Origin of the sequence: Streptomyces spiramyceticus (genome assembly GCF_028807635.1) — a bacterium.
GTDB lineage: Bacteria > Actinomycetota > Actinomycetes > Streptomycetales > Streptomycetaceae > Streptomyces > Streptomyces spiramyceticus.
Genome location: NZ_JARBAX010000002.1, coordinates 734,933 through 754,288, shown reverse-complemented (window position 1 = coordinate 754,288; position 19,356 = coordinate 734,933). Strand labels below are relative to the sequence as shown.

Genomic DNA, 19,356 nt, shown 5'->3' with positions numbered 1-19,356 from the left:
TGGCGAAAATCCGACATCAAGGTGCCGCTGCCAGGGCCCTCTCGAACTCCCCGTAGGCCGTCTCGTCGAACAGTACGAACCGCACCTCGGCGACCGGCTCGTCCGCCGCCTCCCGGACCGTACGGACGGCGATGCGCGCCCCGTCGTCCATCGGCCAGCCGTAGACACCGGTGGAGATGGCGGGGAACGCAACGGTGGTGGCCCCCAACTCCCGGGCCACGCGCAGGGATTCGCGGTAGCAGGAGGCGAGCAGCTCCGACTGGTCCCGGTCGGCCTGCCACACAGGGCCGACCGTGTGGATGACCCATTGAGCATGGAGCCGCCCCGCCGTAGTGGCGACGGCCCGGCCGGTCGCCAGGCCCTTCCCGTAGTGGGAGGCGCGCAGCTTGCGGCACTCGGCGAGGATCTCCGGGCCGCCCTTCCGGTGAATGGCGCCGTCGACGCCGCCGCCTCCCAGCAGGGAGGAATTGGCGGCGTTGACGATGGCGTCGACGTGCTGCTCGGTGATGTCACCGCGTACGAGAGTGATGGCCGTCATGCACCCATCCTGCCCCTCCTGCGCCTCCTGCTACGGCCGGACGGTCAGGCCGCGCGCAGCCGCCGCCAGACCGCCTTCGCCGCGTTGTGGCCCGACATTCCGTGCACACCGGGGCCTGGCGGGGTGGCCGACGAGCAGATGAAGACCGCCGGATGCGCTGTCGCGTACGGGAAGAGGGAGATCTTCGGCCGCAGCAGCAGTTGCAGCCCGGAGGCCGCACCGCAGGCGATGTCCCCGCCCACGTAATTGGCGTTGCGCGCGGCGAGCTCGGGCGGGCCTGCCGTGGCGCGGGCCAGGATCCGGTCGCGGAAGCCGGGGGCGAAGCGTTCGATCTGGCGCTCCATGGCGTCGGTGAGGTCGCCGTCCCAGGCGTGCGGGACATGGCCGTACGCCCAGAAGACGTGTTTGCCGTCCGGTGCCCGGGACGGGTCGACGAGACTGGGCTGGGCGGTGATCAGGAACGGCGTTTCGGGAGCCGTGCCGCCGGCCGCCTGCCGCAGGGCGGTGCCGATCTCGCGGCTGCTCGGCCCGACCTGGACCGTACCGGCCCGCCTCGGCTCCTCGGCCGTCCACGGAACGGGCCCGTCCAGCGCGTAGTCGATCTTGAATACGCTCGCGCCGTACCGGTAGTTCTCGTACGCCCGTCCCAGACCGGCGATCCGGGCCAGCGCGGTGGGCGACGTGTCGAAAACGTAGGCACGCGCGGGCGGCAGGTCGTCCAGCCGCTTCACCTCGTACCCGGTGTGCACCACCCCGCCCAGGTCACGCAGGTACGCCGCGAGGGCGTCCGAGATCGACTGCGAGCCGCCGCGTGGGAGCGGCCAGCCGCCCGCGTGCGCGGCGAGCGCGAAGACGAGGCCGACGGCGCCGGTGGCGATGCCGTCCAACGGAGCGATGACATGCCCGACGAGCCCGGCGAAGAGGGCGCGGGCCCTGTCGTCGCGGAAGCGGCGCATCAGCCAGGTGGACGGTGGCAGCCCGTCGATCCCGAAGCGGGCCAGCGTCAGCGGATCGCGCGGCAGCGCGCTCAGCGGCAGCGACATGAAGTCCCGGGCCAGCGTCTCCCACTTCCCCCGGTACGGCGCGACGAGCCGCCGGTACGTCCCGGCGTCCCGCGACCCGAACGAAGCGGCCGTCTCGGCGACCGACCGGGACAGCACAGCGGCGCTGCCGTCGTCGAAGGGGTGCGCCATGGGCAGCTCGGGATGCAGCCACTCCAGCCCGTACCGCCCCAGCGGCATGGCTTTGAAGGCGGGCGAGCCCGCGCCCAGGGGGTGGACGGCGGAACAGGGGTCGTGCCGGAAGCCGGGCAGCGTGAGCTCTTCGGTTCTGGCTCCGCCCCCCACTGTGCCGGACGCCTCGAACACCTCCACCGAGAAGCCCCGGCGGGCAAGTTCGACAGCGGCGGTCAGTCCGTTGGGCCCCGCCCCCACGACGACAGCATCGAGCATCGACGGCACCTTCGGACTCCTTCGTCAGCCGATGGCCTGGATCACCAGGATATTCCGGCGCAGCTGCCGGGCGGCGCCCGGCCCTACGCGTCGCCGCCGAGGAGTCTCACGACCCGCTCCACGGTGGCCTCGTTGCGCCCGGCAGTGAACGGAAGGGCGTTGCCTCCGGTGATACGGAACCGCTCCCCCGCCAGCGTACGGTCCGTGCCGCCCGCCTCCTCGACCAGCAGCAGCCCGGCCGCATGGTCCCAGGCCAGTTCCCAGGAGAAGGCGACCGCGTCCAACTCCCCCTTCGCCACGGCCAGATACTCAAGCCCGGCCGACCCGCACGGCCGCGCGTCGACACCCTCGACGTTCAGCCCGAGCAGCGCGCGCTTCTGGTCCGGCGTCGTGTAGTCGGGGTGCGACGTGGCGACCCGCAGCGTCTCCCCGCCGGGGCCCAGGCGCAGCACCTCACCGTTCAGACGGGCCCCGCCGCCCCGGACGGCCACGGCCATCCAGTCGAGGGCCGGCGCATAGGTCCAGGAGGCCAGCACCTCGCCCCGTTGCGCCAGCGCGACCAGCGTGCAGAACCCCGGCTCTCCCCGCACGAACTGCCGCGTCCCGTCGACCGGGTCGACGATCCACACCGGGGCGTCGCCGCGCAGGGCGTCGTACACCGACGGATCCGCGTGAACGGCTTCCTCCCCGACCACCACGGACCCCGGCAGCAGCCGTGTGAGGGAGGCGGTCAAGTGCTCCTCGGCCAGCCGGTCGGCCACGGTCACCAGGTCGTGCGGGCCGCTCTTCTCGACGATCTCGTGCGCGGCGAGCTGCCGGTACCGCGGCACGATCTCGGCGGCGGCCGCCTTGCGCACTGCCTCTTCGACGTCGGACAACTTGTCATCGATCATGCGTCCAGCAAAGCACGGACCGCTGACAACCAGTGGTGCTCCTGCCGCCCCGATACGTAACCCCGCATTCCCCCGGGGTTGGCCGTCGGCCTTTCCCCGCACCGCACTTCGGCACTCACAGTAACCGTTCGCAATACGCGGAGTTATGATCGGTGGACGCTGCTGGGCGGTCGGCGCGTACACCTCCCTCGCCCGCCGGGACCAGTGGCGACGACACACACGGGAAGGTGATGGCGTGCTCACATCGACCTCAACGGGCGGGCAGGACGCCCCCACAGCGCCGGGACGCATCCCCGGCCTCGGGCACACGCGGGCGCTGCTGCGCGATCCCGTGGGGTTCATCGGTTCGCTGTCGCCGGTCGGTGGAGTGGTCCGGATCCACCTGGGCACGCGCAAGGTGTGTGTGGTCACGGACCCCACCCTCGTGCACAGCCTGCTCGTGACATGCGCCGACGGCTGTCCTGCGCAGCACACCCTCAAGACGGCTTTCGCCCCGGAACGCATGGCGGCGTGCGTGCCGGTCGTCCAGAAGGTGACGCGCGAGCGCGTCGACCGCTGGCAGCGGGGGCAAGTCCTCGATGTCGCCGAGGAGATGAACCGGCTGGCGCTGGAGATCGTCGCCCGGGCCCTGTTCGACACCCGGCTCAGGGACGGAGGCTTCGCAGCGTTCCAGCGTGCCCTGCCGGACCTGGTGAAGGGACGGATCGTCCAGTTGCTGTATCCGCGCCCCTCGCTCGCCCGCCTGTCGCTGCCGCTCAACCGCCGGTTCGACGCCGCCGTCCGTGCGCTCGGTGAAGTGGTCGACCGGACGGTGAGCGGCCCGCTGCTGCACAGCGCCGCCGAGACCATGTCCGCCACCTTGACCCGGCTGTTCGACGAGTTGCTGAGACAACGCGACGTCATGTCCCGGATCGTCGCCGAGCTCGACGGTCAACTCGGGTCGGACGAGCACGACTTGAGCATGGGCGCGATCGAGCACCTGCCGTACACCCGCAGCGTGGTGCAGGAAGTGGTACGACTGCACACGCCGGACGAGTTCCTGCTGACCACGGCGGGCCAAGACGTGGAGCTCGGGCCGTACCGCATCCCGGCCGGTACGGAACTGCTGTACAACCGCACCGCCCTGCACCGCGCCCCGGCGCTGTATCCCGACCCGCAGCGCTTCAGACCCGACCGCTGGAAGGACACGTCCGTCGGCGGAGGCTTCGCCGGTGCGGAGCTGGCGGTCGTCGTGGCGACCGTTCTGCGCATGTGGCAGCCGGTCACGGCCTCTGGTTGGCCTTGGGGTCGTATTCGGCTGTGACCGGACCGCGCAGGCGCGGGCGCTCGGCCGGGCTGGCGCCGCTCGGCGGGTAGACCTCGGAATGGCGCAGAAACTGCTGGGCGGCGGACTCCACGACCTGCGGCAGGATCTGGGCGAACGCCTCCATGGACGTAATGCCCCTGGCCGCCGCCCTGCTGGCCGCGCGGCCCTGCCTCAGCATGGTCGGCAGGGTCACCTCCATCAGCTCGGTCAGCTCGGCTTCGGCGGCCCTGCTCTGGTGATCTGCCGGGTTCCAGGGGACGACGACGCTCGTCCAGGGCTGCGGCTCGGCGTCGAAAGCGGCGAGCCGCTCGCGCAGTGCGTCGTCGCGCAGCGCCCAGCGGTCGACCAGCAGGATCTCCGGGGTGAGCGGCGGCTGCCGACCGTCTCTGGGCTGCGCTTCCTCTCCGAACGTGGAGACGGTCACCCGGTAGTTCAGCGCACGCACCAGGTCCTGCGCGGTGTCCGCCAACGGCCTTGCCGACTCCGGGTAGTAGGGATTCCAGTCCTGCGGCCCGGCACCGTAGTAGTCGGGACTGCGCCCTCCGGGCAGACTGTCGCGGCCCGGGGCCGCCACGGTGATCTGCATCTTCTGGGTACCTGCTGCGCGTGGGCTGCCGAAGGCGCTGGGAACCTGCCGGTAGTCCACGGGCTGTCCAGCGGGAATGCCCGCATGCTCGGCAACACTGACGATGCGCTTGGCGAGTTCGTAGACGGCCCGTTCGTACTCCTCGGCAAAGATCCGGAGTTTGATCATCCCGTACAGCCCGTCGGTGACATAGCGGTCCCCGAACGCCTGGTGATTGAACTGCAACCCCTCCGCCGGCGCCGGAAGTTGTTCCGGCGGGGTCGGCACCCAGAGGGCCGGCACGATCGCCTCCCCCTGGAGTGCGGAGCGAGCCCGGTGGTGAATGGCCCGCTGGGCGAAGACGAACCACTCCTTGCCGCACATCTCACTCGCGAAGTAGCGCGGAGAGAACAGCGGCACGAACACCTTGCATTCGGCGAGGACTTGGCCCATCCGCTCCGACCAGCCCTCGCCCGACCGTATCTCCCGGTCCATGAAGCCGACAGGCGTACCGGCCGGGAGGTCCGTCATGGCCATCACATGCCCGCACAGGTCCCGGAAGAGCCGCTCGACCCACATGTCCGGGTCGGGGCCGCCCGCCCCGTACCTCGGGGTGTGGGCGTAGCTCAGGAAGAAGTACGGCCGCTGCTCTGCCCCGCGCCGGCGTTCGGCTGCGCGCGGCGGCCACGGCGATTCCCGGGGGCTGTCCGCACCGACGGGGGGCGGCTGCGCGGGGGCGGGGTCGGGGACAAGGGCGGCCGGGAAGTCGCTGATCGGCTGCTGCGCCGGGGCGTCGACAAGCCGCCACTGCCTGCCGTCCGGGCCGTCGACGAAGGTCTGGATCCACTCGGGATCCGGCTGCGGCTGTGGGGCAGGGGCCGGCATCTGCCTCCGTACGGCCCTCGCCTCCATCGCTCCCTGCGATTCGGCCGCCTGGATCTCCTCGACCGGCGCCTCCTCCGCCGCCATCCCCAGCGCCCGCAACGTCTGGAGGGACGCCTCGGCGAAGGGCGAGCGGCCCGCCGCTACAGCGGCCCTTCCCCGTACGCCGGGCACGACGGCCGGGAGCGTGGACAGCGGCTCCGCGTCCATGGCGCTGTACCGCTCCAGCGCGTCGTAGAAGCGCCAGAGATCGCGTTCGCCCAGCCGGGGTTCGAGCTGCTCGCGTACGCCGCTGCGGAAGCGGAGTACTGGCCCCTCGTTCCCCGCGTTCGCGGCGTCTCCGGCGGTCCCGGCGGTCCCGCTCTCCGCGAACGTGACCAGGCCTCCGACCACGAACTCCGCCAGGTCGGCCGTCGTTGCCTCCGGGACAAGTTCGTGCTGGATGAGCCGGAGCAGTGGGAGCTTCACCTCCTCGTACGGCGAGCAGAGTACGGCCAGGCGCGCAGCCGCCGGCGAGGCCCGCAGCAGGAACGACTCGGCCGCCGTCCGCGCGTCGACCGTATCCGGCACCCCCTGCGCCGTCGCGCGGTCGACCACACCCGGAGCGGGCAGCAGCAGCGCCTCGCAACCGGCGGGGTCCGCCCGCATGAGCGTGCGCGCCCAGTTGCCCACCGCGCGCGGCGACAGCGATACGGCCGGCACGGCCAGCCACTCCTTCCCCGGTGCTGTGGCGGCGGGAAATGCCTCCTCCATCAGGGGCGGGGGTGTGAAGCGCAGTCGTGAGTTGCGTACGCCGGGGCGCCCGGGCGAGGTGACCCGTACGGCGGGCAGGTCGAGGCCTACGGTCCGCCAGGTCCTCGGCGGCAGCGGGTTGACGAGGACGGTGGGCATGGCTTTGGCCCAGCCGTGGAGGCGGCGCCACAGCCGGTCGTCGCGCCAGGCGGCCGATGCGCAGTCCGAGACGACGAGCGTCAGCCGGCGCGGCTGGGATGACCGCGAGCCGCCTTCCGGGACCCGCTGCCCGAACGGGCCGTGCAGTGCGGAGGCCGTGGAGGCCGTGTGCTGGGTGTTGAGGTCCCAGACCCGCAGGGTGCGGAAGATCCCGGCCCGTGACAGGAGCCTGAGCAGCTCGGCGGTCGTATCGCCCCATACGGCCATGGTGGGCGACCGGTCGACGACGATCGTGCCGTCGAACCACCGTTCCGGTGCGGGGCCGAACGCCGGGATGAGCTCGCCGCTGCGCGCGTAGTCGGAGACCGTCGCGGCCATGTCGAGCCGCATACGGCGCCCCTGCGGCCAGGAGCGTTTCAACGGCCGCAGCGCACGGGTCAGTTCACGGGCGCCCGGCAGGGCGCGACCGCGCGGGAGGGAGACCGGATGTGCGGGGCTCACGGCGCTGTCGCCGCGCCCGGCCGGGTCGTAGAGGGGCAGTCGTTGCGGGTCGGGGTCCTGCCCTGGGTCCGGTTCCCGGCGGTGCGCCGGCTGTTCGGGCGTCCGCCCACCGGCTGTCTCCTGCCGTGTCCCCTCGCCCCGGACGCCCGACGGCCGTCCCTGGAAGGCCGCCAGCCACAGCACTTCGGCGATGGACAGCGTGTCCATGTCCATGCCGAGCCCGTGCAGCGCCCCGACGACCCGGTCCAGCGGGTCCTGTTCAGGCACCGGAGAGGTCCTTCATGAGGAGGCTGATCAGCTTGCCGTGCCGGTCCGGGTCGAGGCCTTCGGGGCCGTGGAGCAGGTGGAGGCTGCCGAGCAGCTGGTCGATGGCCACGGACTCGCCGCCGGCGACGCGTCGTACGAACTCGTCGACGAAGTCTGCCATCGGCCCGCTGTCCGGGACGTCCAGCCGGAGGTGCCTGCGCACCACTTCACGGACGAGTTCCGGGGTGGGCTTGGGCATGACGTAGCGCACGCAACGGCGCAGGAAGGGTGCGGGCAGTTCCTGTTCGCCGTTGCTCGTCATCACGATGAAGGGGAACTCGGTGCACTGCACATGGCCGTCCCCGACGAAGTGGCTGTCGTCGGAGTCCCACATCCGTACGGTTACGGCGCGCTGCTCCTCGCGCAGCAGCTCGGGGATGCGGAACTCCCCGCGCTCCAGGACGTCGAGAAGGTCGCCGGGCAGGTCGAGGTCGGCCTTGTCGATCTCGTCGATGAGCAGGGCACGCGGCCGGGGCGACGGCAGCAGCGCCGTCCCCAGGGGGCCGAGGCTGAGGAAGGCCGCGATGTCGTCCTCGGCGGGCTTTCCGTCGCCCGCGCGGGCCTTCTCCTGCTGCAGCCGCTGGGCGTGGATACGGCCGAGGGCGTCGTAGTGGTAGAGCGCGTCGGCCAGGGTGCTGCGCGAGGTGATGTGCCAGCGCAGGACGGGACCGAGGGACAGCTCCACCGCGACCTGCTCGATCACGGTGGACTTGCCGGAGCCGGGTACGCCGGTGATCAGCAGGGGCCTGCGCAGGGCGAGTGCCGCGTTCACCACGTCGATGAGACCCTCGGGGGGCTGGAACACCTCGGCCGCCGAACGCCTGGGGAAGGTGCGCCACGGCGGCGGCGCGGGCAGCCGCACGTCCTCCCCGGGCTCACCGTTTCCTCGGTAGTACGCGTTCCACGTCATGGGGTTCCCTCATCCGGAGTCTGTGCGGGGAGAATCGCGGTCCTGAAGAGGCGGCAGAAGCGCAGCCACTCGTGGTCGTCCCAGACGGCACGGAGGTCGACGAAGTCCTTGACGGCCTCCTCGCGCCAGCGGCACTGGTAGGCGCGTACGAGCGCTTCGGGCATGTCCCGCCAGTCGTGTTCGAGGCTGCCGTGACGCGCCTCGGGGAAGCCGGCGGCGGTGTGCGGCCACAGCAGCACGGGGGTGTAGGCGAGGAGCATGTCCAGCAGGTCGTCGTCGACACCTGTGTGGTGCGTCAGTCCGATCGCGCGTGCGTAGCGGCCGTTGCGCAGGTGACCGCGCAGGACCTGTCTTTCGCCGGTGTCCTGCTCCGCGAGCCAGTCGACGGGGACGCCCACGTCGCAGGCGGCGATCGCCTCCGACTTGTCGCGGACGGTGGGTTCGATCTCCTGGAGCACCAGGTCCGGGGTCAGCCGCCGGCTCCAGTGCATGACGACGTCGTACGTCACTCCGAGGCGCTGCGCCACTCCGGCTTCCTCGGGCCGCCAGGTGCGCAGCAGTCTGCTGGGGGCGGCGACGTCGATGCGCTTCAGCTTGATGTCGAGCGCTGCGGCGTACGTCTCGGCCCAGCGCACGGCGGCCATGACGGCGCTCTCCGTGCCGTTCCGGTCGGCGGTGGGGCAGCGGAAGTCCTCCCGGTGCAGCAGCCCGCCGTCCTTGAGCAGCCAGGCGCCGACCTCCTCGGGCCAGTCGCCGGTGAGGGAGGAGTGCAGGCTGACGGCGAGCTTCAGTCTGCGTACGCGCTGCCTGCCCGTTACGTCTTCCACGGCGTCGTTGAGGGCTCGCTGGGCGTCGATCAGCAGTGCCCAGCGTGCGAGCGCCTCGTCGTGGACGTCCTTCCTGGCGTCCTGTGCGAGCAGGGCGACGAATCTGGCCACCGAGGGACGGCAGTCGGGGTCGGCGCGCGGATGGTCGAAGGCCAGCCGGTCGACCGCTTCGACCTCGGACAGCTCCAGCACGCTGCTGGGCAGGCGCCGTTCCCAGGCGAGCTGGGTGTGCAGGGCGCGGCGCAGTCTTGCGGTGGTCAGGTCGCTGCCGAGCCAGGAGCGGATGAATTTCACGGTGTGTACGGCGATGAGCAGGCTCCGTACGGCGCGTTCGGCGCGTCTGCGGGCCACGGAGTCGGGGAAGTCCTTCAGCCGTTCCTGGCACTCCAGGGCCGACTGCGCGTCACTGGGCAGCGCGGTGGCCGGTGCCTCGGAGTCGAGGGCGCCGAGTGCGGCGGTCAGCTCCTCGCGGGCCATGGGGCCGCACAGGCCGCCGGGGAACACATGGTGATGGCTGGCGTTGCGGGTGATCCAGAGCCACCCCTGCGCGAGCCCGTCGCCGTCGTGCTCCCAGCTGCTGACGTTCTGCCCGACGACCAGGCCGCGTACGCCCTGGCGCACTTCGCGCAGGCCGAGCAGCGCACCGCTGCCGGGCACGCCCTTGCGTATGACGCGGGCCAGTTCTCGGGAGAAGGTCAAGCCGGAGCCTTCTTCGCCGGCCAGCGAGCCCATGAGGAGCGAGAGGCGGCTGCGTCCGTTGCGCATACCGGCGGCCAGGTCTTCGCGCGGCGGTGACGCGCCGGCCGCGTGGCAGGTGTCGATGATCCCGAGGACACTCGGAATGGCGCCGTGATTCGCGGCCCCGGCCAGTAACTCGCCCACATTTACGGCGCGTTCGGTCCGGTCCTCCGTCGAATCGCATCCCATGAGGTACAGCGTGGTCGTCGTGCCGGGTACGAATCCGTGGCCGAGCAGCGCGAGGAACAGACTGGCGTTCCGCTTGGCGGCGTACTCGATGGCGTCCTCGATCAGCGCCCGGATTTCGTGGCTCGTCAGATTGTGGCCCGTCACGAGCGACGGGCGGCCGTCGGGAAGCCCCGGCCGGCACGCGCCGAGGTCGTCGTCGGCCAGCACGTCGTACAGGTCGGTCGCGGCTTCCTCCAGCCGGTCGAGCCTTTCCATCGACCGGCACTGGGGTGCGACCACCAGCACATGGCGTCGCGGTGGGGCGTTCCTCATCCGCCGCCCCGGTGGTGTCCGGTCTGCGGGAGGGCCTCGGCGATGGGTGCCGCTACGCCGGGCTGGGCCAGGTATTTCACCGCCGGGTGGACCCAGATGCCGTCGGAGTCGACGCGCCTGCTGTCCGGGCCGACCGCTGCCGCGTTCACCGCGAAGTCACGCTCCAGGACGGGGCGTACGGCGATGACGTCGTCCCGGTCCCAGAAGTTCAGCCAGCATGCCAGCCCTGGGGGCGTGCCCGGCGGCTGCGGCACGAGCTTCGGCCGTACGACGGTGCGCATGGCCAGCGGCGAGCCGAGCGTGACGAACAGCGGTACGGCGGCGCGCAGTTCGTGCAGGGCCTCCAGTGCCACGATCGTGCCCAGGGAATGCGCCACCACCACGGCGGGCCCGTCCCCGACCGCCTCGGCGACCCGCGCGCGGATACGCCGGTCCAGGCCGACGCCGGCCTTGTCGTGCTCGACGCGCGCCAGATAGCGGGAGACCTGTGCGAGGTCCCGGACCATCAGCTTGGGCGCCGCCCACTGGGCGGCTCCGCCCCACGGCTGCCAGGACAGGAGGGTCGTCGCGACGTTGAGCGCGCGGCGCACCAGTGACATGCTGCCCTGGGCCTGCGGCCTGGGGGCGGCCTCGGCCCGCGCGTGTTCCAGCAGCCTGCGGCCCGACTCGTAGTCGTCGCCGCCGCGCTTGTGGCCCGCAGGTCCGGCGTTCTGCTCGTGTTCCGCAGCCAGTACGTCGACCAGCTCGGCCAGCAGGTCGACGAGGATCCGGGCCTCCTCGTCGTCGAGCGGACCGGAACCCGCGCCCTGCGCCTGCGGGCGCCGGAAGAGGTCGCCGTAGTACGCGAAAACGCACTCCACCGCGCCACCGGGCCGCTCCAGTTCGCGGGCCATCCGGGTGTGGCCGCCCACACTCATACCAGCGGCCAATGCCCTTTGCCAGACGGTGAGTTCGCGGTCGCACTCACGGGGGCCGCCTATCCCGTGCACGAAGACCAGCCGCATCCACACCTCCCCCGCAGATTCGATGGACACGAGGTTAGCAACGGGCTCCGCGAGGCGGACCGTTTCACTGCGGCGTGGGCAAACCTGGTCCCGGTGCGACGAGCCCCGACTCGTAGGCGAATACGACCAGTTGGGCACGGTCGCGAGCACCCAGCTTGATCATCGCGCGGCTGACATGGGTCTTGGCCGTGAACGGGCTGATCACCATGTGGTCGGCGATCTCCTCGTTCGTCAGGCCGTGCGCGACCAGCGCCGCGACCTCGCATTCGCGCCGGGTGAGGGTCTCGAAGCCGGGGGCGGTGTGGCGGTCCGGTGGGCGGGCGACGAATTCGGTGATGAGGCGGCGGGTGACGGACGGCGAGAGGAGGGCGTCGCCGCGGGCCGCGATGCGGATGGCCTGGAGCAGGTCGGCCGGTTCGGTGTCCTTGAGGAGGAAGCCGGCGGCCCCGGCGCGCAGGGCGTCGAAGACGTACTCGTCGAGGCCGTAGTTGGTGAGGATGACGACATGCACCCCGGCCAGCGCGGGGTCTTCGGCGATGTGGCGGGTGGTTTCGATGCCGGTCATGACCGGCATCTGTACGTCGACGAGCGCGACGTCCGGGACGTGGCGGCGGGCGAGTTCGAGGCCCTGGCGGCCGTCGGGGGCCTCCGCGACGACCTCGATGTCGTCCTCGGCGTCGATGAGGGCGCGGAAGCCTGCCCGCATCAGCGCCTGGTCGTCGACGACCAGCACGCGGATCATGAGGCCCCCAGGGGAAGTTCGGCCCGTACGGTGAAGCCGCCGTCGGGGCGCGGGGCGGCGTGCAGGACACCGCCGAGCGCCGTGACACGCTCGCGCATGCCGGTCAGGCCGGTGCCGGGAGTGGGCGGGTCGGCCGTGGTGGACGCGCCCTCGTCGTCTATCTGTACGGCCAAGTGATCGCTCGCATAGGTGAGTTGGACGGAGGCCTTGGCCCGGCCCGCGTGCCGGGCGACATTGGTGAGTGCCTCCTGGACGATGCGGTACGCCGCCCTGTCGACGTCTGCGGGCAGCCGACGTTCCTCACCCGTGACGGTCACCGAGGCGGCGAGTCCGGCCGCACGGGCGCGCTCGACGAGTTCGCCGAGCCTGTCGAGGCCGCTGCCGGGCGGTACGACGTCGGTGCGCAGCACGTCGAGCGTCGCCCGCAGCTCGCGCATGGCCTCGCCGCTCGCCTCCTGGATGGCGAGCAGCGCCTCCGGGACCTCCTCGCCCCGCTTGCGCGCCAGGTGGACCGCAACTCCCGCCTGGAGCTTGACGATCGAGATGGAGTGGGTGAGCGAGTCGTGCAGTTCACGCGCGATCCGCAGCCGCTCCTCTCCCGCCCGGCGCAGCGCGGCCTCTTCGCGGGTGCGTTCCGCCTCGGCGGCGCGCTCTTCGGTCTGACGCAGATACGCCTGCCAGTTCTTGTCGATGAGCCCGGTCACCCCGGCGCAGATGAACCAGCCGTGCAGCAGCAGCGTGCGTTCGAACCCGTCCCCGGACGTGCTCGCGAAGAAGAACCCCACGAGGAAGACGACGCTCACGCCGACCGCCGCCGCCCGGTGCCCTGCCCGGGTCACCGCGTGCACGCCGGCGACCACCGGGAACGCCGCCGAAGTCCCCGGATTCGCGTGTACGGCGTAACCGAGCATGCAGGCCGCGGTGAAGACCAGCACCGGGACGGGGGCACGGCGGTGCACGGCGAGCGCCAGCGACCCTGCCATGACCAGGACTACGTCGGCGTTACCGGGCCGCGGTCCCGACGTGGTGAAGCCCGCGAGGAGGACCGCGCCGCCGATGACGGCCGCAAGCCCCGTGTCGATGAGCCCCGTTCGCCAGGCATGCCGATCCCGCTGATCCCCGCGCATGAACCGCACCCTAGTGCGTGTCCGGCGGATCACGCCTGGGCCGCGGGGCCTGGCACGCACATCTGCGGCGTTGTCGTCACTCGCCGACGCTCCGCGTCGACTCCCTCCTCCGCCTTGCAGCTGCACGCACCAGACCCCGCTCACCAGCACAGAGAAGGCGCCGCACCCTGAAGCCGGCCTGATCCGCCGGACACGCCCTAGACGCCGCTCCCACCCCGCGCCTCCTCCCCGCAGACGGCTTTCGCGCTACTTCCGGGGAAGTAGTCCCGGCGCGACGCCGCATGCCGGGCGCAGCCGGGAATGCCTCCTGGTGTACGACGACGGGGACCCGGCCCGCGGGCGAGCATCGTCACCATGACTGGACCTTTCCGCTTCACCTCACCCGTACCCGCCAAGTCCGCGACCGGAGTCGTCGCCGACGTCTACGCCCAACTGGACACCGACTTCGGCATCCAGGCCCCGGCGACGTTCACCGTGCTGTCGTCCGCTCCCCCGGTGCTGGCAGCCACCTGGGCGCTGATGCGCGAGTCCCTGCTGGCGGGGCAGACGTCCCGCACAGCAAAAGAGCTGGTGGCCACGGGGGTGTCACTGGCGAACGAGTGCGAGTTCTGCATCAACGCGCACACCATGCTGCTGTACGCGGGCGGCGACTGCGCCCTCGCGGAGACGATCGGGCGCGGCGAAGAGCCGGCCGATCCGGCGCAGGCACGGCTGCTGGCGTGGGGCCGGGCGATCGGTGCGCCGTCCACCGAGCGCCCCTTTCCGCCGGAGCAGGCAGCCGAGTTCATCGGTACGGCCCTCGCCTTCCACTTCATCAACCGCATCGCGTCGGCGCTGCTCTCCGACAGCTCCATGACCGACGAGGCGCAGAAGGCGCGCTTCCTGGAGAGCGCGGCGGGCCGTCGCCTCTCGGATGCGATCGCCCGTGAGCTGAGGCCCGGCACCAGCCTCCCCATCGTGGACACATCGCGGCAGGAGGTCGCCGAGATGCGCCGCAGGTTCAGCCCCAGCCACGACAACAGCGTCCCCCAGCCGGCGGAGCTGGAGGAGCCTGACTGGGCAGTGGGAACACCCGTCGGTGCGGCGTACGGAGCGCTGCGCGAGGCCGGATCGATGGGCGCGGGACTGCTCTCCGACGGCGATCAGGCGTTTGTACGGAAGGTGGTGGCCGACTGGGACGGCGTCACGACGCATCCGTTCCTGCCGGAGGCTCCGAGCGCGGGCGCCCGTCTCGCACTGCTGGCCGCCCTCGCCCCGAACCGGATCACTGGCGAAGACGTGCAGGCCTGGAAGACCCCTCAGCACTCCGACCACTGCACGGTCCACCTGATCGCGTACGGCGCGATCCTCGCCGTCGAGCGCATCGAGGAAAGCCTGTGAGCACGAGGATTCTGCGCTGATTCGAAGTGCTCGGAGGCCGCTGTTAAGGTGTCGTGCGCCCGTCAAGGTGGTTCAGGCCCTTGAGGGAACTCCCCATCGCATTCGGACGTATTCCGCTTCCGCTGCGCATCCCGACACCTTTCAACGGGGGTTGAAAACATGAAGCTTCGCCATGTCCGTTCCGTAGCCGTAGTCGCCGTGGTCCTGGTTGCCCTGACCGGAGCCCGCCGCGGCGGTGACAGTGGTGGTGGCTGCGACGACAACAAGAGCAGCAGCAGCTCCAGCTCGTCGAGCGACGGGTACAGCTCGAGCGGCGGGTTCGGCTCGGACGACGGGTACAGCTCGGGCGGCACCAGCACCAGCACCAGCGGCAGCTCGAGCTCCGGCTCCTCGTCGACCGGCAAGCCCTCGGGCGTCAGCGGGAGCCGGGACAGCGACTCGAGCCGCGGGACCACGACCGAGGCCAACGAGGACTTCTGGCTCGACCGGTGCCAGATCAGGCGGGACTCCGCGACCGAGGGCGACGTCCTCTTCACGTACAGGATCACCAACGGCAATTCCCGTCAGTACGCGAACTACAACGGCACCCTCGAGTTCGTGAAGAAGTCGGACGGGACAGTCCTTGCCACCGCCCAGTACTCGGTCACGAACCTCGCCCCGGGAAAGACCAAGACCGGCCGCGTCCATGCCACGGCCCTGAGCTACGCCAACGACATGGAGACCCTGATAGGGAAGTGCACGATCAAGTCCGTCCACAAGTCGAACGTGCGCGCCTAGGGCGTGTCCGGCGGATCAGGCCTGATCCGCCGGACACGCCCTAGCCCCTCCCCCGCTCCCCGCCCCCATCCGCATCAACCCCACGTACAGCACCAGCGCACACCCCAGTCCCACTGCCCACCCGTAATCGGCGAGCGGTTTCAGGACCGGGATCAGGCCGTCCTCCGGGAACGGGCCCTTCCCCGGCGTCGAGTGCGAGCCGCCCACCGCCAGGACGCCTCCCACCGCGAACGCCGCCACCGCACGCCAGTTCCAGCCCGCCGTGTACCAGTACCGGCCCTCGGGCCTGTACAGGTCGGCCAGTTCGAGCACCGTACGGCGGATGATCCAGTAGTCGGCGATCAGGATGCCCGCGACCGTGCCGAGCAGGCCGCCCACCACCCCCAGCCAGGTGAAGATGTACAGCTCGGGGGTGGCGGTGAGCTTCCACGGCATGATCAGGACACCCACCACGCCCGTAATGAGCGCGCCCGTACGGAAGTTGATGATCTTCGGCGCCACGTTCGCCAGGTCGTAGGCCGGTGAGACGACGTTCGCCGCCAGGTTCACCGAGATCGTCGCGATCAGCACGGTCACCAGGGCGAACAGCAGCCCGAAGACGTTGTCGGTCTTCGCGGCGAGCGCGACCGGGTCCCAGAGGGGTACGCCGTACACCGCCTGGGAGCCCGAGGTCACGAAGACCGACAGCAGTGCGAAAAGGGTCATGGTGGTCGGCAGGCCGAGCGACTGGCCCCAGATCTGGGCCCGTTGTCCGGCCGCGAAGCGGGTGAAGTCGGGGATGTTCAGCGACAGCGTGGACCAGAAGGCGATCATGCCCATCAGCGACGGGAAGAAGACGGGCCAGAAGTCACTCCCCCAGCCCAGCTTCGAGGGCTGGTCGAGCAGCGGGCCCACGCCGCCCGCCTTCGCCGTGATCCAGACCAGCAGCACCACCGCGCCGACGATGACGAACGGCGCCGCCCAGTTCTCGAAGCGCCGCAGGGTTTCCATGCCCCGGTAGATGATGGCCAGTTCGAGCGCCCAGAAGAGTACGAAGCAGACCCACAGCGTCCACGGCTGGCCGCCGATCCGCGACGCCTCCGCCCACCCGCCGAAGATCTTCCCGAGCAGGATGAAGATGCCCTGGCCGCCGATCCAGGTCTGGATGCCGAACCAGGCGCATGCGACGGCGGCCCGGATCAGCGCGGGCAGGTTGGCCCCGCGCAGTCCGAAGGAGGCGCGGGCGAGCACCGGGAAGGGGATGCCGTACTTGGGGCCCGCATGGCCGGTGAGCAGCATCGGCAGCAGCACGATCACATTGGCCAGCGCGATCGTGAAGACGGCCTGTTTCCAGTCCATGCCGAGGGCGACGAGCCCCGAGGCGAGCATCCAGGACGGGATGTTGTGGGCCATGCCGACCCACAGGGCCGCGAAGTTGTACGTCGTCCAGCGCCGCCCTTCCACCGGTACGGGCAGCAGGTCGTCGTTGACGAAGCGGCTGTCGGATCCGGCCGCGCCGGGCGCGAGCCCGACGCGGCCTTCCGGGTCGGGTCCGGATATCGGGACGTCGCTGGGAACGGTTGCGGTCATGGCGTCGGGACCCTTCGCTGGTGGCTCAGGACGTGAGTGCAGGGATGATCTCGGCGCCGTACGCGTCGATCGTCGCTTCGCGCGCGTCGTGCATGTCGTAGACCGCGAACTGGTCGACGCCCAGCTCGCGCAGCGCCTTGAGCTTCTCGATGTGCGCCTCGGCCGGTCCCAGCAGGCAGAAGCGGTCGACGATCTCGTCGGGTACGAAGGCGGTGTCCGGGTTCCCTGCGCGCCCGTGATGGCTGTAGTCGTACCCCTGCCGTTGTTTGATGTACTCGGTCAACGCCTCCGGCACGAGCCCGGAGTGCTCCCCGTACCGGCCGACCAGGTCGGCCACATGGTTGCCGACCATCCCGCCGAACCACCGGCACTGCTCCCGCGCGTGCGCCAGGTCGTCGCTGACGTACGCCGGGGCCGCGACGCAGATCGTGATGGACGCCGGGTCCCGTCCGGCGTCCGAAGCGGCGGTGCGTACCGCCTTGACCATCCACTCCGTGAGGTACGGGTCGGCGAGCTGAAGGATGAACCCGTCGGCCTGCTGCCCGGCCAGGGCCAGCGCCTTCGGCCCGTACGCCCCCATCCACACCGGCAGGCTGCCGTTCTTCACCCAGGGGATCCTGACCGTCTGCCCGTCGACCTGCGCCTCGCGGCCCTCCGCCAGGTCTCGGATGACGCCCATCGCCTCGCCGAGTCGCGCCAGGGTGTTGGGCTTGCGGCCCGCGACGCGCATCGCGGAGTCGCCGCGTCCGATGCCGCAGACCGTCCGGTTGCCGAACATGTCGTTGAGGGTGGCGAAGGTGGAGGCGGTGACCTCCCAGGTGCGCGTGCCGGGGTTGGTCACCATCGGGCCGACGATCAGCCGCTCGGTGTGTTCGAGGATGCGGCTGTAGATGACGAAGGGCTCCTGCCAGAGCACGGCGGAGTCGAAGGTCCATCCGTAGCTGAAGCCGTTGCGCTCGGCGCGCCGCATCAGGCTGATGACCTCCGACGCGGGCGGGTCGGTCTGCAGGACGAGTCCGAAGTCCACGTGGACCTCCTAGTTCAGGTTCTGGCAGGCGGATCGGGGTGTATAGATGCCGTGTCCCGCCCGGCCGGTGAACTTCCGTTTGTCGATGACGAGTTCGCCGCGCGAGAGCACGGTCTCCACCTGTCCGGTGACGCGCTTCCCCTCGTAGGCCGAGTAGTCGACGTTCATGTGGTGGGTTTCGGCGGAGATGGTCTGCTCGGCGTGCGGGTCGTAGATGACGACATCGGCGTCGGCGCCCGGCGCGATCGTTCCCTTCTTCGGATAGAGGCCGAACATGCGGGCCGGGGTCGCGCAGGCGATCTCGATCCAGCGCCGGCGCGTGATGTGCCCGTCGACGACGGCCTGGTGGAGGAGGTCCATGCGGTTCTCCACGCCCGGCAGCCCGTTCGGGATCTTCGAGAAGTCGCCGCGGCCCAGCTCCTTCTGCCCCGAAAAGCAGAAGGGGCAGTGGTCCGTCGACACGACCTGAAGGTCATTGGTCCGCAGGCCCCGCCACAGCGCCGCCTGGTGCTCGCGTGGCCGAAGTGGCGTACTGCAGACGTATTTCGCCCCCTCGAAGTCGGGCTCGGCGAGGTTGTCGGTGGACAGGAAGAGGTACTGCGGGCAGGTCTCGCCGAAGACGTTGAGGCCCTTGTCGCGGGCGGCGGCGATCTCGGCGACCGCCTCCTCGGCCGATACGTGCACGACGTACAGCGGGGCGTCGGCGACGCGCGCGAGCTGGATCGCCCGGTGGGTCGCCTCGGCCTCCAGGAGGACCTTGCGCACTTCCCCGTGGTAGCGCGGATCGGTCCTGCCCTCGGCGAGGGCCTGTTCGACGAGTACGTCGATGGCGATGCCGTTCTCGGCGTGCATCATGATCAGCCCGCCGTTGCGGGAGGACTGCTGCATGGCGCGCAGGATCTTGCCGTCGTCGCTGTAGAAGACGCCGGGGTACGCCATGAACAGCTTGAAGGAGGTGATTCCCTCGGCCACCAGCAGGTCCATCTCTTTGAGCGACGACTCATTGACGTCGGAGAGGATCATGTGGAAGGCGTAGTCGACAGCGCATTTGCCGTCGGCCTTCGCGTACCAGGCGTCGAGTCCTTCGCGCAGAGCGCGTCCGACGGACTGGACCGCGAAGTCGACGATGGTGGTGGTGCCGCCCCAGGCGGCCGCCCGGGTGCCCGTCTCGAAGGTGTCGGAGGCGGCGGTGCCGCCGAAGGGCAGCTCCATGTGGGTGTGTGCGTCGACGCCGCCCGGGATGACGTACTTCCCTGTGGCGTCGATCGTACGGTCCGCCGTCCAGGCATCGGCCGCGCTGGAGGCGTGTGCGGCGAGGGCGGCGATCCGGCCGTCCTCGATCAGTACGTCCGCGTGGATCTCGTCGGTGGCGGTGACGACGAGTCCGCCGCGGATCAGGGTGCGGGGGTGGGTCATGCGGT

15 protein-coding genes are annotated in these 19,356 nt (G+C 70.7%); 3 read left to right on the top strand and 12 right to left on the bottom strand.

Going from position 1 to position 19,356, the window contains the following annotated elements:
* Positions 1–16: 16 nt before the first annotated feature.
* From PXH83_RS26945 to PXH83_RS26935, 3 genes are all read right to left on the bottom strand, one after another.
* Positions 17–538: an O-acetyl-ADP-ribose deacetylase gene (locus tag PXH83_RS26945; RefSeq protein ID WP_274563799.1), complete on the bottom strand. Its 522-nt coding sequence runs from the start codon at positions 536–538 to the stop codon at positions 17–19.
* 44 nt (positions 539–582) lie between these two features.
* A complete protein-coding gene (locus tag PXH83_RS26940) occupies positions 583–1,998 on the bottom strand; it encodes a phytoene desaturase family protein (RefSeq protein ID WP_274563797.1) in 1,416 nt (471 codons plus the stop codon).
* A 74-nt stretch (positions 1,999–2,072) separates the two neighbouring features.
* On the bottom strand, positions 2,073–2,882 hold the full coding sequence (locus PXH83_RS26935; protein ID WP_274563794.1) for an inositol monophosphatase family protein: 810 nt from the start codon (positions 2,880–2,882) through the stop codon (positions 2,073–2,075).
* Between the two features lie 235 nt (positions 2,883–3,117).
* Here PXH83_RS26935 and PXH83_RS26930 point away from each other — a divergent pair, with 235 nt between their 5' ends.
* Positions 3,118–4,185, top strand: a complete 1,068-nt coding sequence (locus PXH83_RS26930; RefSeq protein ID WP_274563793.1) for a cytochrome P450 — start codon at positions 3,118–3,120, stop codon at positions 4,183–4,185.
* On the opposite strand, the gene PXH83_RS32370 is transcribed toward PXH83_RS26930, so the two are convergent.
* The 6 genes from PXH83_RS32370 to PXH83_RS26895 are packed head-to-tail and all read right to left on the bottom strand — an operon-like array spanning position 4,145 to position 13,182.
* Positions 4,145–7,294: a TIR-like protein FxsC gene (locus PXH83_RS32370; protein WP_338054750.1), complete on the bottom strand. Its 3,150-nt coding sequence runs from the start codon at positions 7,292–7,294 to the stop codon at positions 4,145–4,147. The two genes, PXH83_RS26930 and PXH83_RS32370, sit on opposite strands and share 41 nt — an antisense overlap.
* Complete coding sequence (locus tag PXH83_RS26915) at positions 7,287–8,243, bottom strand: AAA family ATPase (protein ID WP_274563792.1); 957 nt, start codon at positions 8,241–8,243, stop codon at positions 7,287–7,289. Before PXH83_RS26915 ends, PXH83_RS32370 begins: the two co-directional genes overlap by 8 nt.
* Entirely contained in the window at positions 8,240–10,309 is a 2,070-nt protein-coding gene (locus tag PXH83_RS26910) for a vWA-MoxR associated conflict system protein (protein ID WP_274563791.1), read from the bottom strand. Before PXH83_RS26910 ends, PXH83_RS26915 begins: the two co-directional genes overlap by 4 nt.
* Positions 10,306–11,343: a lipase family protein gene (locus PXH83_RS26905; RefSeq protein ID WP_274563790.1), complete on the bottom strand. Its 1,038-nt coding sequence runs from the start codon at positions 11,341–11,343 to the stop codon at positions 10,306–10,308. The genes PXH83_RS26910 and PXH83_RS26905 overlap by 4 nt, the downstream gene beginning before the upstream one ends.
* Positions 11,344–11,377: 34 nt before the next feature.
* Positions 11,378–12,055, bottom strand: coding sequence for a response regulator (locus PXH83_RS26900; RefSeq protein ID WP_274563789.1), 678 nt, complete (start codon positions 12,053–12,055; stop codon positions 11,378–11,380).
* Complete coding sequence (locus PXH83_RS26895) at positions 12,052–13,182, bottom strand: sensor histidine kinase (RefSeq protein WP_274563788.1); 1,131 nt, start codon at positions 13,180–13,182, stop codon at positions 12,052–12,054. Before PXH83_RS26895 ends, PXH83_RS26900 begins: the two co-directional genes overlap by 4 nt.
* Positions 13,183–13,536: 354 nt before the next feature.
* Here PXH83_RS26895 and PXH83_RS26890 point away from each other — a divergent pair, with 354 nt between their 5' ends.
* Both PXH83_RS26890 and PXH83_RS26885 read left to right on the top strand, forming a co-directional pair.
* Entirely contained in the window at positions 13,537–14,562 is a 1,026-nt protein-coding gene (locus PXH83_RS26890; RefSeq protein WP_274563787.1) for a carboxymuconolactone decarboxylase family protein, read from the top strand.
* 159 nt (positions 14,563–14,721) lie between these two features.
* Complete coding sequence (locus tag PXH83_RS26885) at positions 14,722–15,339, top strand: hypothetical protein (RefSeq protein WP_274563786.1); 618 nt, start codon at positions 14,722–14,724, stop codon at positions 15,337–15,339.
* A gap of 15 nt (positions 15,340–15,354) precedes the next feature.
* Here the strand turns inward: PXH83_RS26885 and PXH83_RS26880 are convergent, their stop codons facing one another.
* From PXH83_RS26880 to hydA, 3 genes are read right to left on the bottom strand one after another with little or no spacing between them, the layout of a single operon-like run.
* Positions 15,355–16,908: an NCS1 family nucleobase:cation symporter-1 gene (locus PXH83_RS26880; RefSeq protein ID WP_274563784.1), complete on the bottom strand. Its 1,554-nt coding sequence runs from the start codon at positions 16,906–16,908 to the stop codon at positions 15,355–15,357.
* 25 nt (positions 16,909–16,933) lie between these two features.
* Positions 16,934–17,935: a TIGR03842 family LLM class F420-dependent oxidoreductase gene (locus PXH83_RS26875; protein ID WP_274563782.1), complete on the bottom strand. Its 1,002-nt coding sequence runs from the start codon at positions 17,933–17,935 to the stop codon at positions 16,934–16,936.
* Positions 17,936–17,944: 9 nt separating this feature from the next.
* Complete coding sequence (gene hydA / locus PXH83_RS26870) at positions 17,945–19,351, bottom strand: dihydropyrimidinase (RefSeq protein WP_274563780.1); 1,407 nt, start codon at positions 19,349–19,351, stop codon at positions 17,945–17,947.
* Between the last annotated feature and the right edge of the window lie 5 nt (positions 19,352–19,356).